The sequence below is a fragment of the Paraburkholderia xenovorans genome (assembly GCF_046030735.1).
Classification (GTDB): domain Bacteria; phylum Pseudomonadota; class Gammaproteobacteria; order Burkholderiales; family Burkholderiaceae; genus Paraburkholderia; species Paraburkholderia xenovorans_A.
On the sequence record NZ_JAQQBV010000014.1, the window covers coordinates 157,845 to 179,450 of the forward strand.

Sequence of the window (21,606 nt, forward strand, 5' to 3'; positions counted from 1 at the left end):
GTAGACGCGTTTTTTTGCAGCGCGTTTCTTTCACTTTCCTGGCGTTGCATTGATTCATCGTTCGTGCGTGTTATGGTGTGCCCCCGCTCCGATCCGGGGCGCTGAATTTTGCAGGGTAGTGGACAGGAAAATGGAGCAGTTTTTTATGCGGCGCGCGAGTGCCGTGAGCTTTTTGCTTGAACGTCGGCGTAGTTGGCTTGAAAAAATCGCGGCCGCAACGGAAGGCGATGTTGAACAGGAATCAGGGCAGGTCGACTCGCTCAACCAACTGGTTCTGGATGTGCGCGCCGGTCGCCTCAGCGAATTCGAGTTGCCCGATTCGAAGACGCTGGCGGTGATCGTCACCGACTAGGTCGTGCGCGTGTTTTTCCTCTTTCGCCGGTTCGCACCGCGAGCGGCGGTCGTGACGTTCGCGACACTGGCGATACTCTCGATACTCGCGGCGAGACGTTGAGCGGCGGATTCGATTTCTTCGTCGCTGAAACCGCCGAGACCGAGTATCAACCCCATCGGGCCATTGCCGCCCGAATACATCGGGGACACCGCGCGTACCACCACACCGCTTTCGATCGCTAAAGACGCCACCTGTCGATCGTCGATACCTGCCGCGAGCCACAGCACCAGATGCATCCCCTGGTCGCTCGGCTGCAACCATGCGATGTGTTTCGGCAACAGCCGTTCGATCGTCCCGATGATGCACGCGCGGCGTTCCGCATAGACGCCGCGGATGCGCCGGATATGACGGTCCAGATGACCTTCCGCGATGAAGGCCGCCAGGACGTGCTGGTCCGCGTTAGGCGGATTGCGATCCATCAGCACGCGCGCGCCGCAGAACGCATCGACGAAATTCTCCGGCACGACCGCATAACCGAGGCGCAACGACGGATACAGGATCTTGCTGAACGTGCCGAGGTAGATCACCCGATCCGGCGCGAGCCCCTGGAGCGACGGGAATGGATGTCCCGCGTAACGCAGTTCGCTGTCGTAGTCGTCTTCGACCACCCAGGCGTCGTTCGCGCGCGCCCAGGTCAATAACGCGTTGCGCCGCGCCATGCTCAACGGCATGCCCAGCGGATACTGATGCGACGACGTGACGAACGCCGCTTTCGCGTGCGGGCCGCGGCGGATGCCTTCGTGGACGTCGAGCCCTTCCGCGTCGACCGGTACGCGAATCATGCGCTCCGGGCGCCCGGTACTTTCCAGAATGGCGGTGATGCCGCGATACGCGGGATCTTCGACCCATGCGGGCGTGTCGGCGTCGAGCAATACCTGGCACGACAGATAAAGGCCTTGTTGCGTGCCGCTGGTGATGATCACCTGTTCGGCATCGCAGCGGACCGAGCGCGATCGTCTGACGTAATCGGCGATCGCTTCGCGCAGTTCCCGCGCGCCTTGCGGATCGCCATAACTTGCCGGCGCGCCGGGTCCGCGTGCGCGCAGCCGGTTGCCGAGCCGGCGCCAGATGTCATCCGGCGCGGCCGGACCGACCGGCACCGAAACGGCGAACGGCGCCTGCGGTACCGCGGCGAACTGGCGTGCAACCTGTGCGAACAGTTGCGCGCGTCTGGAAATCGGCGCGGCTTTGACGGACGAGGTGCGTGCACCGTGTGCGCTGCGCGCCTCGGCGGCGGCTGGCGCGAGCGATTGCGCGACGCGCGTGGCGGCGCCTGGCTGCGCTTGCAGAAAGCCCTCGGCAATCAGTTGTTCGAATGCCTCGACGACAGTGCCGCGAGCCACTTGCAGCGATGCAGCCAGCGTGCGCGTGGACGGCAGCACCTCGCCGGGTTTGAGATCGCCGCGGCGCACCGCGTCACGCAGCGATTGCGCGAGTTGACGCCCCAACTGTCCGGCCGACCGATCGAGTGCGCCGATCGACGGTACCGCCACCGCTTCCGGTTTGCGCGCCATGAATTCTGGTCCAATAAAAATTACCAAAACTGGTTCTACAATATAAACCAGTTTGCCGCCACAATTCTTTGCGAAGAGGGCGTCCCGCGTCGTGCGGGATGGCTGCTGCGTCGGCTGGGTATCGAATGACCGCTGGCGCATCGCTGCACGCATCATGGAGCCGATATGTACATACCCCCGCATTTTGACGAGCCGCGTACCGAGGTTCTGCACGCACTGATCGCCGACAATCCGTTCGGCATGCTGATCACACATGGCAAGAGCGGTCTGGACGCGAATCACATTCCGTTCGAACTGCACGCAGGCGAAGGCACACACGGCGTGCTGCATGCGCACGTGGCGCGCGCGAATCCGGTCTGGCAGGACGTTGCCGATTCGGACGAAGTGCTGGTCGTGTTTCGCGCGGGCGACGCGTACATCTCGCCGACCTGGTATCCGAGCAAGCACGAGCTGCACAAACAGGTGCCCACCTGGAATTACCGGGTGGTCCACGCGTACGGCCGTGTGACCATCCGCGACGACGAGCGCTATGTGCGCGGGCTGGTGGCGCGCCTCACGCGCACGCACGAAGCGTCGCAGCCGCGTCCGTGGAAGATGACGGACAGCGAGCCCGAGTTTATCGACACGCTGCTCAAGGCGATTGTCGGCGTGGAGATCGAAATCACGCGTCTGGTGGGGAAGATGAAGCTGAGCCAGAACAAGGAAGTGCGCGATATTCGCGGCGCGGGCAATGCGCTCAACGAGAGCGGAGAACATGCGATCGGCGGCGCGATGCTCGATTTCGCGGCGATCAAAAGCGCGAAGGACGGGGGGCAGTAAAAGCCGAGCGGCGGCATTATTCGCTCGCTCGATGTATCCGTCGCGGCAGCAGCGATGCCATCCCGAGCGTCACGAGATGCCGGCCACTTTCCAGACCGACGGATCTACTAGGCTGGCTACGCCGTCGCTCTCGCTCACTGTTCCGCCAGCCGCTTGATGATGCCCGCGGCCTTGAACAGCGTGTCGCGCTCCTCGGCGTCGAGTTCCGCAATCGCGTGCGACAGCCACATCTGCTTCGCCTCGCGATTCTGCGTGCGTAGCCGGATGCCCTTCGCGGTCAGTTCGACCAGCATCTGGCGGCCGTCGGTAGCATGCGGCTTGCGTTTGACGATGCCCATTTCCTCCAGCGAAGCGATCGTCGTGCCCATCGATTGCGGCCTCATGCCTTCAGCGCGCGCCAATGCCGCGGTGGTCGCCGGGCCGTCGTTCGCGAGTCGCGACATGACGACGGATTCCGTCATCGAGAGTGCTTCGCCGGAAGACTCGTTGCGAGTGCGCCGCACGAGCAGCCCGAGTGCCTGCATGAAATCGAGGACCGATTGCTCGAACGGAAGTGCCGGCATGGTGATTGACTCGCTGAGGACTGAACAAGCTCCACAGCTTGAATAAAAACAGCCGGACTTGCAAGGTATGCTTGCAAGTCCGGCTGTTTAGCTGGTTCCGCTTTTTGCTTTTGCTTTCGCTTACGCGAGATCGAAGCGGTCGAGGTCCATCACCTTGACCCATGCGGCGACGAAGTCGCGAACGAACTTCTCCTGTCCGTCTTCGCTCGCATAGACCTCGGACAACGCCCGCAACTGCGCATGCGAACCGAACACCAGATCGACGCGGCTACCGGTCCACTTCAACTCGCCGCTCTTGCGGTCGCGTCCTTCGAACACCTCGCGCGCTGCCGAGACCGGTTTCCATTCCGTGCTCATATCGAGCAGGTTGCGGAAGAAGTCGTTGGTCAGCGTTTCCGGCTGTTTCGTGAAGACACCGTGCGAATCCTGTCCGGCCTGAACCTTCAGAACACGCAGGCCGCCGATCAGCGCGGTCATCTCCGGTGCGCTCAGCGTCAGTAACTGCGCCTTGTCGATCAGCAGCGCTTCAGCCGGAACACCGAACTTGCGTTTGACGTAATTGCGAAAGCCGTCGGCGAGCGGTTCCAGCGCGCCGACGGATTGCACGTCCGTCTGTTCCTGCGAGGCGTCCGTGCGGCCCGGCGTGAACGGTACGCTCACTACGCGGCCCGCGTTTTTCGCGGCCTGCTCGATGCCGGCGCTACCCGCCAGCACGATCAGATCGGCCAGCGAAACCTTCTTGCCGCCGGACTGCGAGCCGTTGAATTCGCTCTGAATGCCTTCGAGCGTTTTCAACACTTTCGCCAACTGCTCGGGCTGATTGACTTGCCAGTCTTTTTGCGGCGCGAGGCGAATGCGCGCACCGTTGGCGCCGCCGCGTTTGTCCGAGCCGCGGAAGGTGGAGGCCGAAGCCCAGGCGGTCGACACCAGTTGCGAAACCGACAGACCCGACGCCTGAATCTTCTGCTTCAGTGCAGCAATCTCCTGCTCGCCGATCAACGGATGGTCGACGGCCGGAAGCGGGTCTTGCCACAGCAGTTCTTCTGCCGGGACTTCGGTGCCGAGGTAGCGGACGCGCGGTCCCATGTCGCGGTGCGTCAACTTGAACCAGGCGCGCGCGAATGCATCGGCGAGTTGGTCCGGGTTATCGAGGAAGCGCCGCGAAATCTTTTCGTACTCAGGGTCGAAGCGCAGCGACAGGTCGGTGGTGAGCATCGTCGGGCGCAGTTTCCTGGCCGGATCGTGCGCATGCGGAATCGTTTCGCCTGAGTCCTTCGCGACCCACTGGTTGGCGCCCGCCGGGCTTTTCGTCAATTCCCATTCGTACTTGAACAGGTTTTCGAAGAAGCCGTTGCCCCATTGAGTCGGCGTGGTGGTCCACGTGACTTCGAGACCGCTCGTGATCGTGTCGCCGCCCTTGCCGGTGCCGAAGCTGTTCTTCCAGCCGAGGCCCTGATTCTCGAGATCGGCGGACTCCGGCTCCGGACCGACGTTATCGGCCGGCCCTGCACCGTGCGTCTTGCCGAACGTGTGACCGCCGGCGATCAGCGCGACGGTTTCCTCGTCGTTCATCGCCATGCGGGCGAAGGTTTCGCGGATGTCGTGCGCTGCGGCGAGCGGATCGGGATTGCCGTCGGGACCTTCCGGGTTCACATAGATCAGGCCCATCTGCACAGCGCCCAGCGGGTTTTCCAGAATGCGGCCGTTGTCGTCGCGGCTTACTTCTTCGCCGTGCTTTTCTTCGTCGGCGACGATCACGCCACCATCCTGATTATTGCCGGCTGCGCCCTTGCCGTAGCGCACGTCGCCGCCGAGCCAGGTCTTCTCGTTGCCCCAATAGACGTCGTGATCCGGCTCCCATGTGTCCTCGCGACCGCCGGCGAAGCCGAAGGTCTTGAAGCCCATCGTTTCGAGCGCGACATTGCCGGTTAGGATCAGCAGATCGGCCCACGAAATTTTCTGGCCGTACTTCTGCTTGATCGGCCACAGCAGACGACGGGCTTTGTCGAGGCTGACGTTGTCGGGCCAACTGTTGAGCGGCGCGAAACGCTGCTGGCCGCGCCCTGCACCGCCGCGGCCGTCGCCGATACGATAGGTGCCGGCGCTATGCCAGGCCATGCGGATGAAGAGCGGACCGTAGTGGCCGAAGTCCGCCGGCCACCAGTCCTGCGAGTCGGTCATGAGCGCCGCGAGATCTTTCTTTACCGCGGCAAGGTCGAGGCTTTTGAAAGCCTCGGCGTAGTTGAAGTTCGGGTCCAGCGGGTCCGACTTGCTGGAATGCTGGCTGAGCAGGTCTAGCCTCAGTTGCTGGGGCCACCAGTCACGGTTGGTGGTGCCGCCGCCGGCAGCGTGGTTGAACGGACACTTTGCTTCGCTTGACATGCGCAATCTCCTGGAGGACTGACCCACGCTCCGTTCCGCTTCCGGCGTCGGGTATCGTGCATCGACGATTCCGGCGAGGCTGACAGAACGTCAGATGGTGGGCGCTTGTGGGGGTACCGCTGTGATTACCCGACGCGCATGCTCTCTGTTCGACACGGATGACGTGATAGGTGCTGGACAACGAGAGCTCGCGTCGGCAAACCTGCTGCACTTCAAAATATACGTGAGAGTGGCCGTCAATTGAATGCGAATCCATCTATACGATTGATAGTGCATCGCTATACGTTGCCGGCTGTGTGTCGAGTGCTCGTCGTTTGATGCGCACGGGCATCTATTGTTCCGGGCGTCGCGCGGTGGGGCAGCGGCGGATCGCTTCATCCGCAAAAATCAAGCGTGTGGGTTGAGTGTTTCGTCCTGATGACGACGCAGCGAAAAGCGTGTGACGTCATGGTCGGCGGGCATGCTGGCGACGGTCTCAGCGATCGATACGGATCACGACCTTGCCGAAGTGTTGGCCCGACTTCAGATGCGCATAAGCTGCGGGCGCTTCGTCGAAGTCGAACACGCGATCGACGACGGGCTGGATTTGATGCGCTGCGACGAGTCGGGCGACGTCTTCGAGCATCGAGCGGCTACCCACCATGATTCCGTGCAGACGTTTGGTACCGCCGATCACCGGAAGCAGTTCGAGTTGCGGCCCGTCAAAACTGCTCACGCCGCCGATGATCGATACGAGTCCGCCCATCTTCGCGGCGGCGACCGAGCGCGGCAACGTGTCGCGTCCGCCGACTTCGACGACGATATCGGCACCTACGCCGTTTGTGAGCCGCAGCACCTCGTTCTGCCATTCGGGCGTCGCGCGATAGTTGATCGTTTCGTCGGCGCCGAGTTGGCGGGCGCGCGCGAGTTTTTCGTCGCTCGACGATGTGATGATCGTGCGCAAGCCCGCCGCGTGCGCCAGTTGCAATGCGCTGATCGATACGCCGCCGGTGCCTAGCAGCACGACCGTGGCGCCGGGTTTGGCCGCGCCGTCCGCGAACAGCGCATTCCATGCGGTGATGCCCGCGCACGACAACGTCGAGGCTTCCTCATAACCGAGATGCGCGGGGATCGCCACGAGCGCCGTTTCGTCGACCACGAAGCGTTCGGCGAGCACGCCGTCGACACCAGCGCCCGGCGAGTTGCCGACCTTCGAAGGCGCGGGGGCGCCGTCGATCCACTGCGGGAAATAGGTGTTGATGACGCGATCGCCCGGCTTGAAGCGGCTGACGTCGCGGCCGACTTCGATCACTTCGCCCGCGCCGTCGCAGAGCGGAATCAACGGCGCGTCGCTGATGCCGAGATAATCGCCGCGCGCGAACATCAGATCGCGATAGTTCAGCGAAGCAGCGTGAATCCTGACGACGACATCGTTCGGTCCCGGCGCGCGGATCGGCGCATCGCTGCGCGTCAAACCGTCGATGCCTGCACCGGCTTTCAGTTTCCATGCGTTCATGGCGAGTCCATTCGTAATGAGAGAGCCCTATGGTAGTGTTGCCGGATGGGACGCATTGACGAGATTTAGACCACTTACCGTCGCCCGATGGGCGACAAATGCAGAGGCGCATACGATGGACGATCGGCTGAGAGGCGTTGCCGAATTTGTGGACGTGGTGGATGCCGGCAGCTTTGCCGCGGCGGGCGAACGGCTCGGCGTCACGCGCTCCGCGATTGCGAAGATCGTTGCGCGGCTGGAGCAGCGGCTCGGCGTGCGGTTGCTGCAGCGAACCACGCGGCATTTGAGCCTGACGGACGAAGGCCAGGCTTACTACGACCAATGCCGCCGCGTGGTGGCCGAGCTCGGCGCCGCGGAGGCCGCGCTCGATGCCGGCCGGCGCGAGCCTTCGGGGCGCTTGCGCCTTACCGCGCCGGTGCTGTTCGGCAGGCAGTGCGTCGCGCCGGTGATGCAGAGGCTGATCGAGCGCCATCCGTTGCTCGATGTCGAGATGTCGTTCAGCGATCGCGTGGCGGATCTTGTCGAAGACGGCTTCGATATCGCCGTGCGCATTGGACCGCTGCCGGACCACGCAACCTTGATCGGACGCCGTCTCGGCGTGCAGCGCATGGGCATTTGCGCGTCGCCGGACTGGCTCGAACGACACGGCCGGCCCGCGGGTATCGACGAACTCACGGGACGCGTCGGCATTGCGTATGGCCGCGGTGGACAGAGCGCGGCTTGGCGCGTGCTTGGCGCGGACGGCGAGGTGCACGAGGTTCGGATTGCCGCGCGGCTGCGCTATGACGATCTGCAGGCCATCGCCGATGCGGCCGCTGCGGGTTTGGGCCTCGCGTGGCTGCCGTGCTGGCTCATGGCGCCGTATCTGCGCGACGGCCGTTTGTCGCTCGTGTTGGACAGCAATAGCGTGCTGGGCTCGGAGGTGCATCTCGTGCGCCCGCAATCGCGGCACATGTCGTCGAAGCTGCGCGTGGCGATCGATGCGCTGGTGGATGAAATACCGCGGGTGCTGGCGAAGATATGAAGTCGCCGCTTTGATCAGGTAGCCGCCGGCGGCGCCGACTCCGCCGCGACATATACCCACGCCGCAATACGCGAAGCGATCCTGCCGCTACCGCATGACGCGCTTGCGGATCACATTGTTAAAAAACAGCGCGACCAGTTGCAACACCAGCACCCCCATCAGAATCGGCACGACGAGAAAGCCTGCCGGCATGCCGCCCACCAGCATGATCACGAGCGGATCGGCGCCCGCTGGAGGGTGTACGGTCCGCGTCAATTGCATGGCTGCAATCGCCGCGCCGACGGCCAACGCGCTCTGCCACACTCCGGCGCCGACGATCCAGAAAACCGCGAGACCGATAGCCGACGCGATCAGATGTCCGAGCACGAGGTTTCTCGGCTGTGCGAACGGGCTATCGGGCGCGGCGAACAGCAGCACGCTCGATGCGCCGAATGGCGCGATCAATAGCGGCAAGCCGCTCAGTTTCGCGATGATGCCGAGCACGCCGATCGCCAGCGTGCCGCCTGCAAAACCGAGCGCGGCAGGCACCGCGTGACGACGCAATGCGGCACGCGAGCCGGCTAATGCCGGCGAGGAAGAACTTTGCATGGATGCTCCGAACGAGAAGCGTGGGCAGCCGGGCGCCGCGCGTGCAAGCGCCATGCGCGGCGCCCGGCTGCAACGGAATCAGGCCGCCTTGTAGCGGCTCGCTTCCTCGGAACCCTTCGTCGCATTCCCCGCAGAGTAGGAGTGCGCACCCACGCCGGCGAGCTGGCCGCCGTCGACGATCAGATACTCGTCGCGAATCGGCCGTTTGCCGAACCAGCACTCGAGAATTTCGCGCGTGCCGGCCGCATAACGCGCCTGCGCGGACAGGGTCGTGCCCGACGTATGCGGCGTCATGCCCTGATGCGGCATCGAGCGCCACGGATGATCGCGCGGCGCGGGTTGCGGGAACCACACGTCGCCCGCGTAGCCAGCCAGTTGTCCGCTTTCGAGCGCGCGCGCGATCGCGTCGCGATCGCAGATCTTGCCGCGTGCGGTGTTGATGATGTACGCGCCGCGTTTCATCTTCGCGATCATCTTTTCATCGAACAGATGCTCGGTTTCCGGATGCAGCGGACAGTTGATCGTGACGACGTCGCACACCTTCACCATCGATTCGACATCCGGATGCCAGGTCGCGCCGAGTTCGCGTTCTACATCTGCGGGCAGACGATGCCGGTCTGTGTAATGCAGCTTCACGTCGAAGGCCTTGAGGCGGCGCAGCACCGCCGCGCCGATCCGTCCGGCTGCGACCGTGCCCACGTGCATCCCTTCCAGGTCATAAGCCCGTTCGACGCAATCCGCGATATTCCAGCCGCCTCGCTTCACCCATTCGTGCGACGGCAGATAGTTGCGCACTTGCGAGAGGATCATCATCACCACATGTTCGGCGACGCTGATGCTGTTGCAGTAAGTCACCTCGGCGACCGTGATGCCGCGCTCGATCGCCGCCTGCAGATCGACGTGATCGGAACCGATGCCGGCGGTCAACGCGAGCTTGAGTTTCGGCGCCTTCGCGATGCGCTCCGCGGTCAGATACGCCGGCCAGAACGGCTGCGAAATCACCACTTCGGCGTCGTGCAATTCGCGCTCGAACACGGAGCTCGGGCCGTCCTTATCCGACGTGACGACCAGCGTATGTCCTTGCGATTCGAGAAAGCGGCGCAACCCCAATTCGCCCGATACGCTGCCCAGCAATTGGCCCGGCGTGAAATCGATCGCGTCGGGCGTCGGCGCAGTTTGACCGTCGTGATAGTGCGTGATTGCCGGCACATCGTCGCGCGCATATTTCTTCGGCATTCCGCCGACGGGGTCGTCATACAGTACACAAAGAACCTTGGCCATGTTGTCTCGCTCCACTCATTGCAATTGTGATCCGGCATCGTGTTTTGCCGGTGGGTCGATGCGTGGCATCGATGAACACAGTGTCTTTGAGTGAGGCGGCCACGGTCCAATCGTTTGGACGGATCGTCTGATAAGCGCGGCTTATCAGACGCGCGTTATTGCAGCGCAGCGACGTCCGCGTTGTTGAGCAGCGCGTCGAACGATTGCTGCAAGTCGAGGCGTTCCGCCGCGCCCCACATCGCCGCAGCGAGCGGCGGCATCGACGGAGAGTTGCGTGTGATCAGGCCGATTTCGCGAGTGAGTTCCGGCAGCAACGGCGTCGCGTTGACGCTGCTGCGCGCGTCGAGCACGCTCAACAGACTGTGCGGCAGGATGCTGTACAGACCGGCGTGTTGAACGTTCGAATACAACGCCAGCAACGAATCCGTTTCGAGCACGACACTCGGTTGAACGCCGGCCCGACGAAACGCCGCGTTGATCACCTGACGGTTCTGCATCGTGGTGCCCAACAGGCAGAACGGCAATTCGCCGAGCGCGTCCCAGCGGTTCAGTTCCGGCCTCGCGGGCGAATCGGGAGGCGACAGCAGAAAGTAGCGCTCACGATACAACGGCAGCACCGCGAAGCCCGCCTGCACGCGATCGTCCAGATATGTGAAGCCGATATCGAGTTCGTAGTCGTCGAGTTGACGCAGGATCGCGTCCGCGCTCAGCGAGCGCGCGGAATAGCGGATCGCCGCGTGATCCGAACGGCAGGCGCCCAACAGCAAGCCGACAATGGGCATCGTCGTCGGAATGACGCCGATGCGGATCGTGCCGGTCAGCCTGACCTGGGCGGCCGACGCGTCCTGCCGCATGTGTTCGAGTGTGGCGAGCGTCTGGCGAGCCCAGCCGAGCACCCGCTCGCCTTCTTCGGTAAAGCCGATGAAACGCCGGCCTCGTCTGACGATCACGAGACCGAGCTCCGCTTCGAGACTGCGTATCGCCGACGACAACGCCGGCTGCGAAACATGGCTCAGTTCAGCGGCTTTCGCGAAGTGCTGCTCTTTCGCGAGCGTCACCAGATAATGAAGTTGACGAATGAACATCGCGCTCCCCGAAGACCGGCCGATGCGATTTGCACGAGCCGGCCTCGTTATATCACATGGAATATAGCGAATGGGTAGCGGGCACCGCATGGACACCGTTGCATTGTCTCGTTATATTTGAACGGATATAACCGGAGAAAGTGGATGGAAGCAGCGGCGAAGCAGGCGGTCGGCAGCAAGTACGTGCTCGAGTCGATGAAATATGCACAGGGTAAAACCTGGGAAGTCGTGCAGCGCCTCGCGCAGCAGGTCCGGCCCGGCATGCTCGAATCGGAAGCGAGCGCGTTGTGCAAGGGCGTGCTGGGCGAGATGGGCATGGATCGGATCTGGCATCCGGTGCTGGTGCGTTTCGGCGCGAACACGCTGAAGAAGTTCAACGAGCGCTCGGACGGCGACCCGCGCCTCGACGACAACGACATTTTTTTCGTCGACCTGGGCGTGGTCTGGGATCAGCACGAAGGCGACGCGGGCGCGACTTTCGTGGTTGGCAGCGATGCGGAGATGAAAGCCTGCGCAGAGGCCGCGAAAACCGTGTTCGACGAAGTGGAGCAGCACTGGCGGTCGAGCGGCGCGGGCGGCATCGCGCTTTATGATTTCGCCGCGCAACGCGCCGAGGCACTCGGTTGGCGCCTGAATCTGGACATCAAAGGCCACCGCGTCAGCGACTTCCCGCATGCGATCTACAAAGCCGGCAATCTGGGCGATTTCGCGGACTGTCCCGACGCGGGCCTGTGGATTCTTGAAATCCAGCTCGCGCATCCGACGAAGCCGTTCGGCGCGTTCTATGAGGACCTGCTGGTCTAACGCGATCGCTACGCGTTACAGCGGCGCGCTGGCGATAGCCGGTTTTTCGCTGGTCGGCAGATCGAAGCTGAACGCCGTGCCAGGCGCGTCGCGATCGAGCAGACGGATCTGGCTGTGATGCAGTTGCAGCATCCGGTGCACGATCAGCAAGCCGAGGCCGCCGCGTTGCGCGCCGCCGGCATTCAGCGGCCGTTCGAACAGTCCCTCGCGTTGTTCAGCGGGAATCCCAGGGCCGGTGTCGCTCACCGTGACCGACACCTTGCCGTCTTTATGCACGAGTTCGACGTCGATCGCGCCGTCGTCCGGTGTATGACGAATCGCGTTGTCGAGCAGATTCGTCAGCACCCGCTCGATCATGCCGAGATCGGCGCTGACGTTAGGCAAACGGGACGGAATGCCCGCGCGCAACTGGATGCGCCGCGCTTCCGCCGGCAACTCGAATTTCTGGAACACGTCCTGCACGAGATCGACCAGCGAGAAGTTTTCGAGCGCCGGTTGCACGTTGCCGTGTTCGAGCCGCGCCAGTTCGAACAGCGCCTGCGCGAGCCGCCCGACCTTGACGCTCTGCGCCAAAGCGATCGCCAGATAGCGTTTGCGCTCGGTTTCGCCGAGCGTGTCCGCCTTCAGCGACAGCGTCTCCAGATAGCCGTGCAGCGAGGTCAACGGCGTGCGCAGATCGTGCGAGATGTTGGCGATCAGTTCGCGGCGTTGCTGATCCTTGCGCGTGAGCGCTCGCCATTGTTCGCCGATCCGATCCGCCATTTGCGCGAACGTCGTTTCCAGCACCGCGATTTCATCGCGCCTTCCGAGCGGCGACGAACGCGGCACGACCGGTTGCGTGCCGGGTTCGCCTTCGGCGTCGAACTGGCGCATTACGTCGGTCAGGCGGCGCAGCGGTCGCGTGATCAGGCCGAACGCGGTCAAACCGGCAACGAGCCCTAGCAGCGCGACCAGCGCCATCGACCACAGCGTGGTGCGCAGCACCGAACTGGCGGCCACGCGCGCGGCCAGCGCGTCGTGCTCCTCGCCGAGCAGCACCACGTAGATATAACCGGACGGTTGTTGCCCGTTCAATTGCAGCGGCGCGGCGCTGAACACCTTGCGGCCGTCGGTGCTGCGCGGGTCGTCGCCGAGAATGGGCAGCGCGTCGCCGGCGATGAAGCGGCGGATCGGCGTCAAATCCACCTGGCCGCGTTTGACATGGCCGGCGGGCGCGTCGTCGCCCTCGATGCGCCCCTGGTTGTCGAGCAGATACACCTCGACGCTCGGATTCACCATCATCAACTGGCCGAACAACTGGCGCACCGCGTCGGGCCGCAGACCGTTCGCGTCCATCAGCGTGGTGCGGTGCGCGATATGGTCGGCGAGATTCTTCGACAGGCTCTGCACCACTTCCTTTTCGTGCAGATCGTTCGAGCGGATCTGCAACCACGCCGACGCGCCGCAGCATGCGAGCAGCAAAGCGGAAAAGACGAGCGAAAGCCGTTGGGTCAGTGTCAGGTTCACGGCGCGTCCTTGTTGGCGCTGGCGGCCGACGGTGCATCGCCCGGCACGGCCAGCTTGTAGCCGCGTCCCCACACGGTCAGGATCCGTTCGGGCTGGGCCGGATCGGCCTCGATCTTCGCGCGCAGCCGGTTGATGTGGGTATTCACGGTGTGTTCGTAGCCCTCGTGCTGATAGCCCCACACGGCGTTGAGCAGATCCATCCGCGAAAACACCTTGCCGGGATGTTGCGCGAAGAAATAGAGCAGGTCGAATTCGCGCGGCGTCAGTTCGATGGGTTTGCCTTCAACACCGGCCTCGCGCGTCACCGGATCGATCGTCAGGCCGGCGATGCGCAGGCTGCCGGCGTCGATGCGGGAATCTTTCGCCATCGCTTCGACGCGGCGCAGCAACGCTTTGACCCGCGCGACCAGTTCCAGCACCGAGAACGGCTTCGCGAGGTAATCGTCGGCGCCGAGTTCGAGGCCGAGGATCCGGTGCACTTCGCTGGAACGCGCGCTGGTGATGATGATCGGCGTGTAGCGCGTCATCGCGCGGGCGCGCCGGCAGATTTCCAGCCCGTCGACGCCGGGCAGCATCAGATCGAGGATCAGCGCGTCCCAGCCGCCTTGCTCCAGCAGCCGCAGCCCTTCGTTGCCGTCGGCGCTGTGCACGACTTCATAGCGCTCGTCGCGCAGATGCAGGCTCAGCACGTTGGCGATGTCGACGTCGTCTTCGACGATCAGGATGCGCTTCGGATGGTCCATGGAGGCGTCAGGGGCGGGCAATGAGGTGGTTCGGGCGTTGAAAGGGAGGCGCGGGGGGAAACCGGCGCGGTTGCGCCATTGTGCAAAATTTTCGGGCAGCGAGTTATCACATTTAATTTAACTTTTCGTGAGGACTTCGACACCGCTCGCGCACTAGGATGTGCCCACTTTCGCGGATTTGTCCGTCTCAAGGAGCACGTGATGCAAAACAGAAGACGCTTCATGTTTTCCGGTGCGGCAGCGCTGGCGGCGCTGGCGGCGGCGAGCCGCTGGCGCCCGCTGGCCGCCGCGCCGGTGGATGCCGGCCAGCCGGCCGGCGGTTTCGAAGTCACGCATACGGACGACGAATGGCGCCGGATGCTGAGCCCGTCGCAATATCTGGTGCTGCGCCGTGAAGGCACGGAGCGGCCGTACACCAGCCCGCTCAACGACGAACACCGGGCGGGCATGTTCAGCTGCGCGGGCTGCCGGCTGGCGGTGTTCTCGTCGAAGACCAAGTTCGATAGCCGCACTGGCTGGCCCAGTTTCTGGGCGCCGCTCGACCATGCGGTGGCGATGCGCGAGGACCACTCGTTCGGCGTGACGCGCACGGAAGTGCATTGCCGGCGCTGCGGCGGCCATCTGGGTCATGTATTCGACGACGGCCCGCAGCCGACCGGCTTGCGTTACTGCATGAACGGCGTGGCGATGAATTTCGCGCCGGGCGCTGCCTGAGCCTGCATTTCCAGGCCTGACCGATACCAACACGATCCACACTTTCAACTTTCGGAATCGCCATGTTACTCATCGTTCTTGCCTATCTCGGCGGCGCGCTCACGATCCTCAGTCCGTGCATCCTGCCGGTGCTGCCGTTCGTGTTCGCGCGCGCCGACCAGCCGTTCGTGCGTAGCGGACTGCCGCTGCTTGCGGGCATGGCGCTGACCTTCGCGCTCGTCGCCACGCTGGCGGCGGTCGGCGGCGGTTGGGTCACGCAAGCGAACCAGTATGGCCGCTGGCTCGCCATCGCGTTGCTCGCCGTGTTCGGCCTCACGCTGCTGTTCCCGCGCTTCGCCGATCATCTGATGCGGCCGCTGGTGAGCGCGGGCAATCGTCTGTCGAACTTCGCGCAGAGCGACGGTCAGCAGGTTCGCGCGGGTTCGTCGTTTCTGCTGGGTATTGCGACCGGTTTGCTGTGGGCGCCGTGCGCCGGTCCGATTCTCGGTCTGGTGCTGACCGGCGCGGCGCTGCGGGGCGCGAGCGTCGGCACCACGCTGTTGCTGGCGGCTTACGCGGCTGGTGCGGCGACGTCGCTGGCGGTGGCGCTGCTGATCGGCGGCCGTGTGTTCACGGCGATGAAGCGTTCGCTGGGCGCGGGCGAATGGATTCGTCGTGGGATCGGCGCGGCGATGCTGCTGGGTGTGGTCGCGATTTCGCTCGGTCTCGATACGGGTTTCCTGACGCGCGTGTCGACCGTCGCCACCGGCGGGATCGAACAGAAGCTGGTCGACACGCTGTCGCCGGGCGCGCGGCCTGGCAATTCGCCGACGGCTGGCGGCGATAGCCAGGCTCCTGCCACCGACGCCGTGATGACGGCAAAAGGCGCCAATGCCGATGGTTCGTCCGGCTCAGAGGGCTCCGGCGCGATGATGCGCGCGTCGCAGGGCATGTCGGCCGGTGCAGCGGCGCTGCCCGTCGAAGGCGTGCTGCCGACGTTGAACGGCGCGGTCCAATGGCTGAATTCGCCGCCGCTGACGGTGGAGTCGCTGCGCGGCAAAGTCGTGCTGATCGATTTCTGGACCTACTCGTGCATCAACTGCCTGCGTTCGCTGCCGTACGTGAAAGCGTGGGCGCAGAAGTACAAGGATCAGGGGCTCGTCGTGATCGGCGTGCATACACCGGAATTCGCGTTTGAGCGCAATATCGACAACGTGAAGAAGGCCACTCACGATCTCGGCGTCGATTATCCGGTCGCCGTCGACAACAACTACACGATCTGGCGCGCGCTGAACAACCAGTACTGGCCGGCGCACTACTTCGTCGATGCGAAAGGGCAGATCCGCTACCACCATTTCGGCGAGGGAGACTATGCGGAGTCGGAGAAAGTGATTCAGCAACTGCTGGCCGAAGCCGGTCATGCCGATGCGTCGAAGGTTGCGATCGGTATTGCCGGCGGCAGCGCGCAAGGCGTGCAGGCCGCGGCCGACAACGCCGACATGCAGTCGCCGGAAACCTATGTCGGCTACGAGCGCGCGGAGAACTTCGCGTCGCCGGGCGGCGAGGCGCAGGACAAGGCGCATACGTACGCGGCGCCGTCGCAACTCGCGGTCAACAACTGGGGACTGGCGGGCACGTGGACGGTCGGCGCGGAGCAGGCGACGCTCACGAAAGCGTCCGGGCGCATCGTCTATCGCTTTCATGCGCGTGACCTGCACCTCGTGCTGGGTCCGGGCGCGGACGGCAAGCCGGTGCGGTTTCGCGTCAGCGTGGATGGTGCGGCGCCGGGCGCGTCGCACGGCACCGACATTGCCGCCGACGGCAGCGGCACGGTGACCGAACAACGTCTTTATCAACTCGTCCGCCAAACCGGCGACGTTGCGGACCACACGTTCTCGATCGAGTTTCTGGATCCCGGCGTGCAGGCCTATGCATTTACGTTCGGCTGATGCGAGCCGTGCGGCGTAGTTCACTCATTCTTCGAAGGATGGACATCATGCGTAAGTTCTCTAACCGTCAGGTTGCTTCGGGCAAGCGCCCGGCCTTGATGCGGCTCGCCGGTTGCGCGGCGATCGTGGCCACTGTGTTTGCGGCGCAGCGCTTCGCGAATTCGGCCGAGGCGATGGTCAAGGTGCCGCCGCCCGCTCAGGATGAAAAAGTCGGCGCGACGCATACCGAAACGGCGGTGTTCGCGGGCGGCTGTTTCTGGGGCGTGCAAGGCGTGTTCGAACATGTGCGCGGCGTGAAGCAGGTCGCGTCGGGCTATACGGGCGGCGCGGCCGGCACCGCGCAATACGAAACCGTCAGCGAAGGCGATACCGGGCACGCGGAATCGGTGCAGATCACCTATGACCCGACGCAGATCACGTACGGACGACTGCTGCAGATTTTCTTTTCGGTCGTGCACGATCCGACCGAGTTGAACTATCAGGGCCCCGATCACGGCACGCAATACCGCTCGGCGATTTTCCCGGCCAATGCCGAGCAGCGTGGGGTCGCGCAGTCGTATATCGCGCAACTGGATAAGGCGCATGTGTTTTCAGCGCCGATCGTTACGCGTGTGGAGGAGTTCAAGGGGTTCTACCCGGCGGAGGCGTATCACCAGAACTTCCTCGCGCTTCATCCGGATTACCCGTATATCGCGATCAACGATATGCCGAAGGTGAGCGGGCTGAAGCGGGTGTTTCCCGATCTGTATCGCAACGATCCGGTGTTGTTGAAAGTCGCCGGTTCGTAGAACGGCATGCGTCAGGTCTAGCGCGCGGCGATTGCCGCGCGTTTTTGTTTCAGCGCCAGAATCGCACGATTGATGCTTCTGGCGATGGCTTACCAGGAGAGCGACACGCGATTCTCCGCGCGACGGCGGTGGGTCGATGAATAATTGATTATCTCAAAAATTAGAGCTCGTCTAATGGAGGGTTATTGGCTATCTCAAAAAATGTCGGGATGCTAATGAATAGAAGATTATCGAGATAAGAGAGGGCTGCGATTTTTTATTCAAAACTTTCTTCAATATTAGAAGCAGCATGCCGTTAACAATTATGTCTAACTAACGGATGCCTCATGTCTTTTATCAGTCAACTCAAAATCGGTCCGCGTCTCGGTGCGGGATTCGCAATCGTCTTGCTGCTGCTTTGCGCGGTCGGCGCAGTGGGCTTGCTTGAGTCTTCGAGTATCTACGACGGCACGCGCGAAATCGCCGACAGCTGGCTGCCCAGTATCGAAACATTGGCGAACCTGAGAAACAAGGCCGACGACGTTCACCGTCTCACGGTACGCGAGCTGCAGAGCACGGACGCGAACCAGATGCGTACGTTGCGCGCGCGACGAGCGGAGGCCGTCACCGCGTTCGCGGGATACATGGCCGTCTATTCGCATCTCATCTCGTCGCCTGAAGAGCAACGGCTGCACGATGGCATCGAGTCGGCATGGGCCAGCTATCTGGCAACTAACGTGAGAATCGGGCAATTGCTCGACGCGGGCGAAGCCGGCTTACCCGAGGCCCGCCAGTTATCCGCGGTAGACGCATCCGCGCGCTTCGCCGCCGTGCAGTCTTTGATCGACGAGGACATCAAGCTCAACCACGATGGTTCCACGCAAGAAGTCCTGGCCGCAAAGTCGGCGTTCCAGAGCGCACGTGCGTGGACGGCACTCCTGATCGTAGTCGCATTGGCCATGGGTGTTGTGATCGCGGTGTTCATCACCCGTTCGATTACAGGGCCGCTGCGCCGCTCGGTCGCTGTCGCGGAGACGGTCGCGCGTGGCGATCTGACTGCGGTGATCGAGGTGCGGGGCAGCGACGAATTGAGTCAGTTGCTCGGCGCGCTTCGTCATATGAATCAGCGTCTTCTCGATACCGTCAGCCAGGTGATGTCCAGCAGCGAAGGCATCGCGACCGGTTCCACTCAGATCGCGGCCGGCAACACCGATTTGAGTCGACGCACGGAAGAGCAGGCGGCGTCGCTGGAAGAAACGGCCGCGAGCATGGAAGAGCTCACCGCCACGGTCAAACAGAATGCGGAAAACGCGAGCCAGGGCAATGCGCTCGCCGCGCGCGCATCCGAGACGGCGGCGCGCGGAGGGCAGGTCGTGGGTCGCGTCGTCGATACGATGAGCGAGATATCCGCGAGTTCGCGGCAAGTGGCGCAGATCATTTCGGTCATCGAAGGAATCGCTTTCCAGACCAACATCCTCGCACTCAATGCCGCAGTCGAGGCAGCACGTGCCGGCGAACAGGGGCGAGGTTTCGCCGTGGTCGCAGGCGAGGTGCGCACGCTTGCACAGCGTAGCGCGTCGGCGGCGAAGGAAATCCGGGATTTGATCAGCGAGTCCGTACAGCGTGTGAATAGCGGGACCGCGCTCGTCGACGAGGCCGGCCGTACGATGGGCGAGATCGTGCAATCGGTGCGCCAGGTGTCGGATCTGATAGGGGAAATCAGCGCCGCATCGAACGAACAGCACAAAGGTATCGAACAGGTGAATGTCGCGATCGCGCAGATGGACGAAGTGACGCAACAGAATGCGGCGCTCGTCGAAGAGGCGTCTGCGGCCGCGCAGTCGATGGCCTCGCAATCGGCTTCGCTGCGGGAACTGGTCGCGGTGTTCAAGGTGCCTTCGACGACTCACCTCGCAACGACAGACGGCGCGCGTTTCAACGCACCGATGGTGCCCGCCGCTAACGTCGATTCGGATCTGGACTGGAAGACGTTCTGATCAGATGATTTCTGATCGCTGTCCAGGTTCTTACATTCTGGCGCTCATCGTGCGCCGTCGCACACACGCTGCAATTGGATCGGGCATTCTCGGCTCTCAGGAGCGCGAGTGCTTTTTCCCCGACGCGCGACCTGGCTGGAATGCGGCCTACATTAAGTGTGAAGAACCGCTGTCGACGGCAAGTTGGCGGCTGCCGCCCTTCCCGCATCTGCTGTGCAGGAGACGAGATGAAAAACGCTGGCGCGGTGCACGAAATCATCACGGACGAAGCAGGCTTTCGCGCGCTTCAACCCGAATGGGATGAACTCTGGACGCGCGCCGGCGGCTGGTACTACCAGGCGTTCGGCAATTGCCGGATCGCGTGGGATCAGGTGGCGAAGCCGCTCGGCAGAAAGCTGCATGTAATCGTGCGGCGCGAGCAGGGCCGGGCCGTGCTGATCTTTCCGCTCGTCACCTATAGGCGGGCGCTGTGGACGTATCTGATTCCGCTGTGTTCCGAGTCGGCGGATTTCACCAGCATTCTCGTCGAAGACAATGCGCGTACAGCCGAACTCGTCGAAGACGCATGGCAGGTCGCGCGCACGCGTTGCGGCGCGGATTTCGTGCATATGCCCTATCTTCCCGACAGGACGGATCTGTACCGGCTCGCGATGCAGGAGCGTCATCCGGTGATACGGGAACATACGCCGAGCTATTTCGCGAACCTGCACGAAGAATCCGCTCGCTACGACTGGAAGGGCTTCTGCGAAACGCTCGGCAGGCTGCATGGAAATAAGCCGGGCAAGGTCGAGCAGCGCCTCGCGGCGGCGGGCAAGGTGCGCGTGGATGTGATCGACAGCCACGATCCGGTGCGAATCGCCGCGTCTGTCGACGCGTTGCTCACCTGGAAACGCATGTGGGGCGAGCGCGTCGGCAAACATGGGCACTGGCTTTATTCGGAGCATTACCGCAATTTTCTCGTCGAGTGGCTGAGCACGGAAGGGTCCGAGGTCACCGCGCATGCGATCGTCGTGACCGTCGACGATGCGGCTGTCGCCGTGCTTTTGATGTGCAAGGACGCGCGTGGCGTGACCGGCATCATTGCCAGCTTCGACCCTGCCTTTGCGAAATGGTCGCCAGGGATACTGGCTGTCGAGACGATGGCGAAGTGGGCGTTCGAGCGCCATCTCGATCTCGACTGTGGAGCAGGATCCGAGGCATTCAAGGCGTACTGGTCGCGCGGCAATGCGAGCTATTGCTGCACGGCGCAAAGCGTCAATTCGTGGTGGGGCTTCGCGGGGCTATGCGCGCGCCGGGCGCCGCGCAGTGTCGTCAGAAGGGTTCGCGCGTTGTCGGGACATGTGGAAACGCCGGAGGTCGATCGGTCTGTCCGGCCGGCACATAGTCCCGCGGATGGCGAATTAGCGGAGCAGCGTTAGGCGGTTTCGCTGATAACGTCCTCTCGTATCTTTAGCTCGATGCTGCGGAGACCAACTGATAAACTCGGCGCCGTTCCCGACTTTTGTGTCTTCGAATAAGCCGATCATGAAGCGTAGTTCAAACGGCGGCCTCGTCTATTCCACGGATGGCGGCCGGATGTGTCCCGAATGCAGACAACCGCTTGCGCAATGCGTTTGCGCAACGCTTGCCAATACGCGTCCGGCAGGCGACGGCATCGCGAGGGTGAGTCGCGAGACGAAAGGCCGAGGCGGCAAGAGCGTGACGCTCGTCAAAGGCCTGGCGCTCGATCCGGTTGCGTTGGCCTCGCTGGGCAAGCAGTTGCGTGCGGCCTGCGGCTCCGGTGGCACCGTCAAAGACGGTGTGATCGAAGTGCAGGGCGACCATTGCGAGCGCATTGTCGAAGCGTTGAAGAAGTCCGGCCATCAAGCGAAGCGCGCCGGCGGCTAATTAACGGGATTCCGTTTCGACGCGTGGCAAAGAATTGCTCATCGATCGTCGGGTGCGGATTACAGAAAATTACTAGGGAATGCTGAGTAAGCAGAAGCGATTCAACAGGGATCCG

Annotated in this window: 19 protein-coding genes; 10 read left to right on the top strand and 9 right to left on the bottom strand. The window is 63.1% G+C overall.

Going from position 1 to position 21,606, the window contains the following annotated elements; translation table 11 throughout:
• Window positions 1–130: 130 nt before the first annotated feature.
• Window positions 131–352 carry a hypothetical protein gene (locus PQQ51_RS16185; protein ID WP_408497798.1) on the top strand — a complete coding sequence of 74 codons (222 nt, stop codon included), beginning with the start codon at window positions 131–133 and terminating at the stop codon, window positions 350–352.
• Here PQQ51_RS16185 and pdxR read toward each other — a convergent pair.
• Window positions 349–1,908, bottom strand: coding sequence for a MocR-like pyridoxine biosynthesis transcription factor PdxR (gene pdxR, locus PQQ51_RS16190; protein ID WP_408497799.1), 1,560 nt, complete (start codon window positions 1,906–1,908; stop codon window positions 349–351). The two genes, PQQ51_RS16185 and pdxR, sit on opposite strands and share 4 nt — an antisense overlap.
• A gap of 165 nt (window positions 1,909–2,073) precedes the next feature.
• Between pdxR and PQQ51_RS16195 the strand changes: the two genes are divergently transcribed.
• A complete protein-coding gene (locus tag PQQ51_RS16195; RefSeq protein WP_408497800.1) occupies window positions 2,074–2,727 on the top strand; it encodes an FMN-binding negative transcriptional regulator in 654 nt (217 codons plus the stop codon).
• A gap of 134 nt (window positions 2,728–2,861) precedes the next feature.
• Here the strand turns inward: PQQ51_RS16195 and PQQ51_RS16200 are convergent, their stop codons facing one another.
• The 3 genes from PQQ51_RS16200 to PQQ51_RS16210 form a co-directional block, all read right to left on the bottom strand.
• On the bottom strand, window positions 2,862–3,290 hold the full coding sequence (locus PQQ51_RS16200; RefSeq protein WP_408497801.1) for a MarR family winged helix-turn-helix transcriptional regulator: 429 nt from the start codon (window positions 3,288–3,290) through the stop codon (window positions 2,862–2,864).
• A 120-nt stretch (window positions 3,291–3,410) separates the two neighbouring features.
• Window positions 3,411–5,672 (bottom strand): catalase/peroxidase HPI, encoded by a 2,262-nt coding sequence (katG, locus tag PQQ51_RS16205; RefSeq protein ID WP_408497802.1) that lies wholly within the window; start codon window positions 5,670–5,672, stop codon window positions 3,411–3,413.
• A 475-nt stretch (window positions 5,673–6,147) separates the two neighbouring features.
• Window positions 6,148–7,167, bottom strand: a complete 1,020-nt coding sequence (locus tag PQQ51_RS16210; RefSeq protein WP_408497803.1) for a zinc-dependent alcohol dehydrogenase family protein — start codon at window positions 7,165–7,167, stop codon at window positions 6,148–6,150.
• A 115-nt stretch (window positions 7,168–7,282) separates the two neighbouring features.
• On the opposite strand from PQQ51_RS16210, the gene PQQ51_RS16215 reads away from it, so the two are divergent.
• Window positions 7,283–8,191, top strand: a complete 909-nt coding sequence (locus PQQ51_RS16215; protein ID WP_408497804.1) for a LysR substrate-binding domain-containing protein — start codon at window positions 7,283–7,285, stop codon at window positions 8,189–8,191.
• An 87-nt stretch (window positions 8,192–8,278) separates the two neighbouring features.
• Here PQQ51_RS16215 and PQQ51_RS16220 read toward each other — a convergent pair whose 3' ends face one another.
• The 3 genes from PQQ51_RS16220 to PQQ51_RS16230 all read right to left on the bottom strand — a co-directional run bounded on the left by PQQ51_RS16220 (window position 8,279) and on the right by PQQ51_RS16230 (window position 11,145).
• On the bottom strand, window positions 8,279–8,779 hold the full coding sequence (locus PQQ51_RS16220) for an HPP family protein (protein WP_408497805.1): 501 nt from the start codon (window positions 8,777–8,779) through the stop codon (window positions 8,279–8,281).
• Window positions 8,780–8,857: 78 nt separating this feature from the next.
• Window positions 8,858–10,060, bottom strand: a complete 1,203-nt coding sequence (locus tag PQQ51_RS16225; protein ID WP_408497806.1) for an NAD-dependent formate dehydrogenase — start codon at window positions 10,058–10,060, stop codon at window positions 8,858–8,860.
• A 155-nt stretch (window positions 10,061–10,215) separates the two neighbouring features.
• Window positions 10,216–11,145: a LysR family transcriptional regulator gene (locus tag PQQ51_RS16230; protein ID WP_408497807.1), complete on the bottom strand. Its 930-nt coding sequence runs from the start codon at window positions 11,143–11,145 to the stop codon at window positions 10,216–10,218.
• Between the two features lie 144 nt (window positions 11,146–11,289).
• Between PQQ51_RS16230 and PQQ51_RS16235 the strand changes: the two genes are divergently transcribed.
• A complete protein-coding gene (locus tag PQQ51_RS16235; RefSeq protein WP_408497808.1) occupies window positions 11,290–11,949 on the top strand; it encodes a M24 family metallopeptidase in 660 nt (219 codons plus the stop codon).
• A gap of 15 nt (window positions 11,950–11,964) precedes the next feature.
• Here PQQ51_RS16235 and PQQ51_RS16240 read toward each other — a convergent pair whose 3' ends face one another.
• Together PQQ51_RS16240 and PQQ51_RS16245 are read right to left on the bottom strand one after the other, a co-directional pair.
• Window positions 11,965–13,455 carry a sensor histidine kinase gene (locus PQQ51_RS16240; RefSeq protein WP_408497809.1) on the bottom strand — a complete coding sequence of 497 codons (1,491 nt, stop codon included), beginning with the start codon at window positions 13,453–13,455 and terminating at the stop codon, window positions 11,965–11,967.
• Complete coding sequence (locus PQQ51_RS16245) at window positions 13,452–14,198, bottom strand: response regulator transcription factor (RefSeq protein ID WP_408497810.1); 747 nt, start codon at window positions 14,196–14,198, stop codon at window positions 13,452–13,454. The genes PQQ51_RS16240 and PQQ51_RS16245 overlap by 4 nt, the downstream gene beginning before the upstream one ends.
• Before the next feature lie 201 nt (window positions 14,199–14,399).
• Between PQQ51_RS16245 and msrB the strand changes: the two genes are divergently transcribed.
• From msrB to PQQ51_RS16275, 6 genes are all read left to right on the top strand, one after another.
• Complete coding sequence (gene msrB, locus PQQ51_RS16250) at window positions 14,400–14,912, top strand: peptide-methionine (R)-S-oxide reductase MsrB (RefSeq protein ID WP_408497811.1); 513 nt, start codon at window positions 14,400–14,402, stop codon at window positions 14,910–14,912.
• A gap of 62 nt (window positions 14,913–14,974) precedes the next feature.
• A complete protein-coding gene (locus PQQ51_RS16255) occupies window positions 14,975–16,840 on the top strand; it encodes a cytochrome c biogenesis protein DipZ (protein WP_408497812.1) in 1,866 nt (621 codons plus the stop codon).
• A 98-nt stretch (window positions 16,841–16,938) separates the two neighbouring features.
• Entirely contained in the window at window positions 16,939–17,628 is a 690-nt protein-coding gene (gene msrA, locus PQQ51_RS16260) for a peptide-methionine (S)-S-oxide reductase MsrA (protein ID WP_408497852.1), read from the top strand.
• 326 nt (window positions 17,629–17,954) lie between these two features.
• Window positions 17,955–19,604 carry a methyl-accepting chemotaxis protein gene (locus PQQ51_RS16265; RefSeq protein ID WP_408497813.1) on the top strand — a complete coding sequence of 550 codons (1,650 nt, stop codon included), beginning with the start codon at window positions 17,955–17,957 and terminating at the stop codon, window positions 19,602–19,604.
• Window positions 19,605–19,831: 227 nt separating this feature from the next.
• Window positions 19,832–21,022 (top strand): GNAT family N-acetyltransferase, encoded by a 1,191-nt coding sequence (locus PQQ51_RS16270; protein ID WP_408497814.1) that lies wholly within the window; start codon window positions 19,832–19,834, stop codon window positions 21,020–21,022.
• A 106-nt stretch (window positions 21,023–21,128) separates the two neighbouring features.
• Complete coding sequence (locus PQQ51_RS16275) at window positions 21,129–21,491, top strand: translation initiation factor Sui1 (protein WP_408497815.1); 363 nt, start codon at window positions 21,129–21,131, stop codon at window positions 21,489–21,491.
• Window positions 21,492–21,606: the final 115 nt, after the last annotated feature.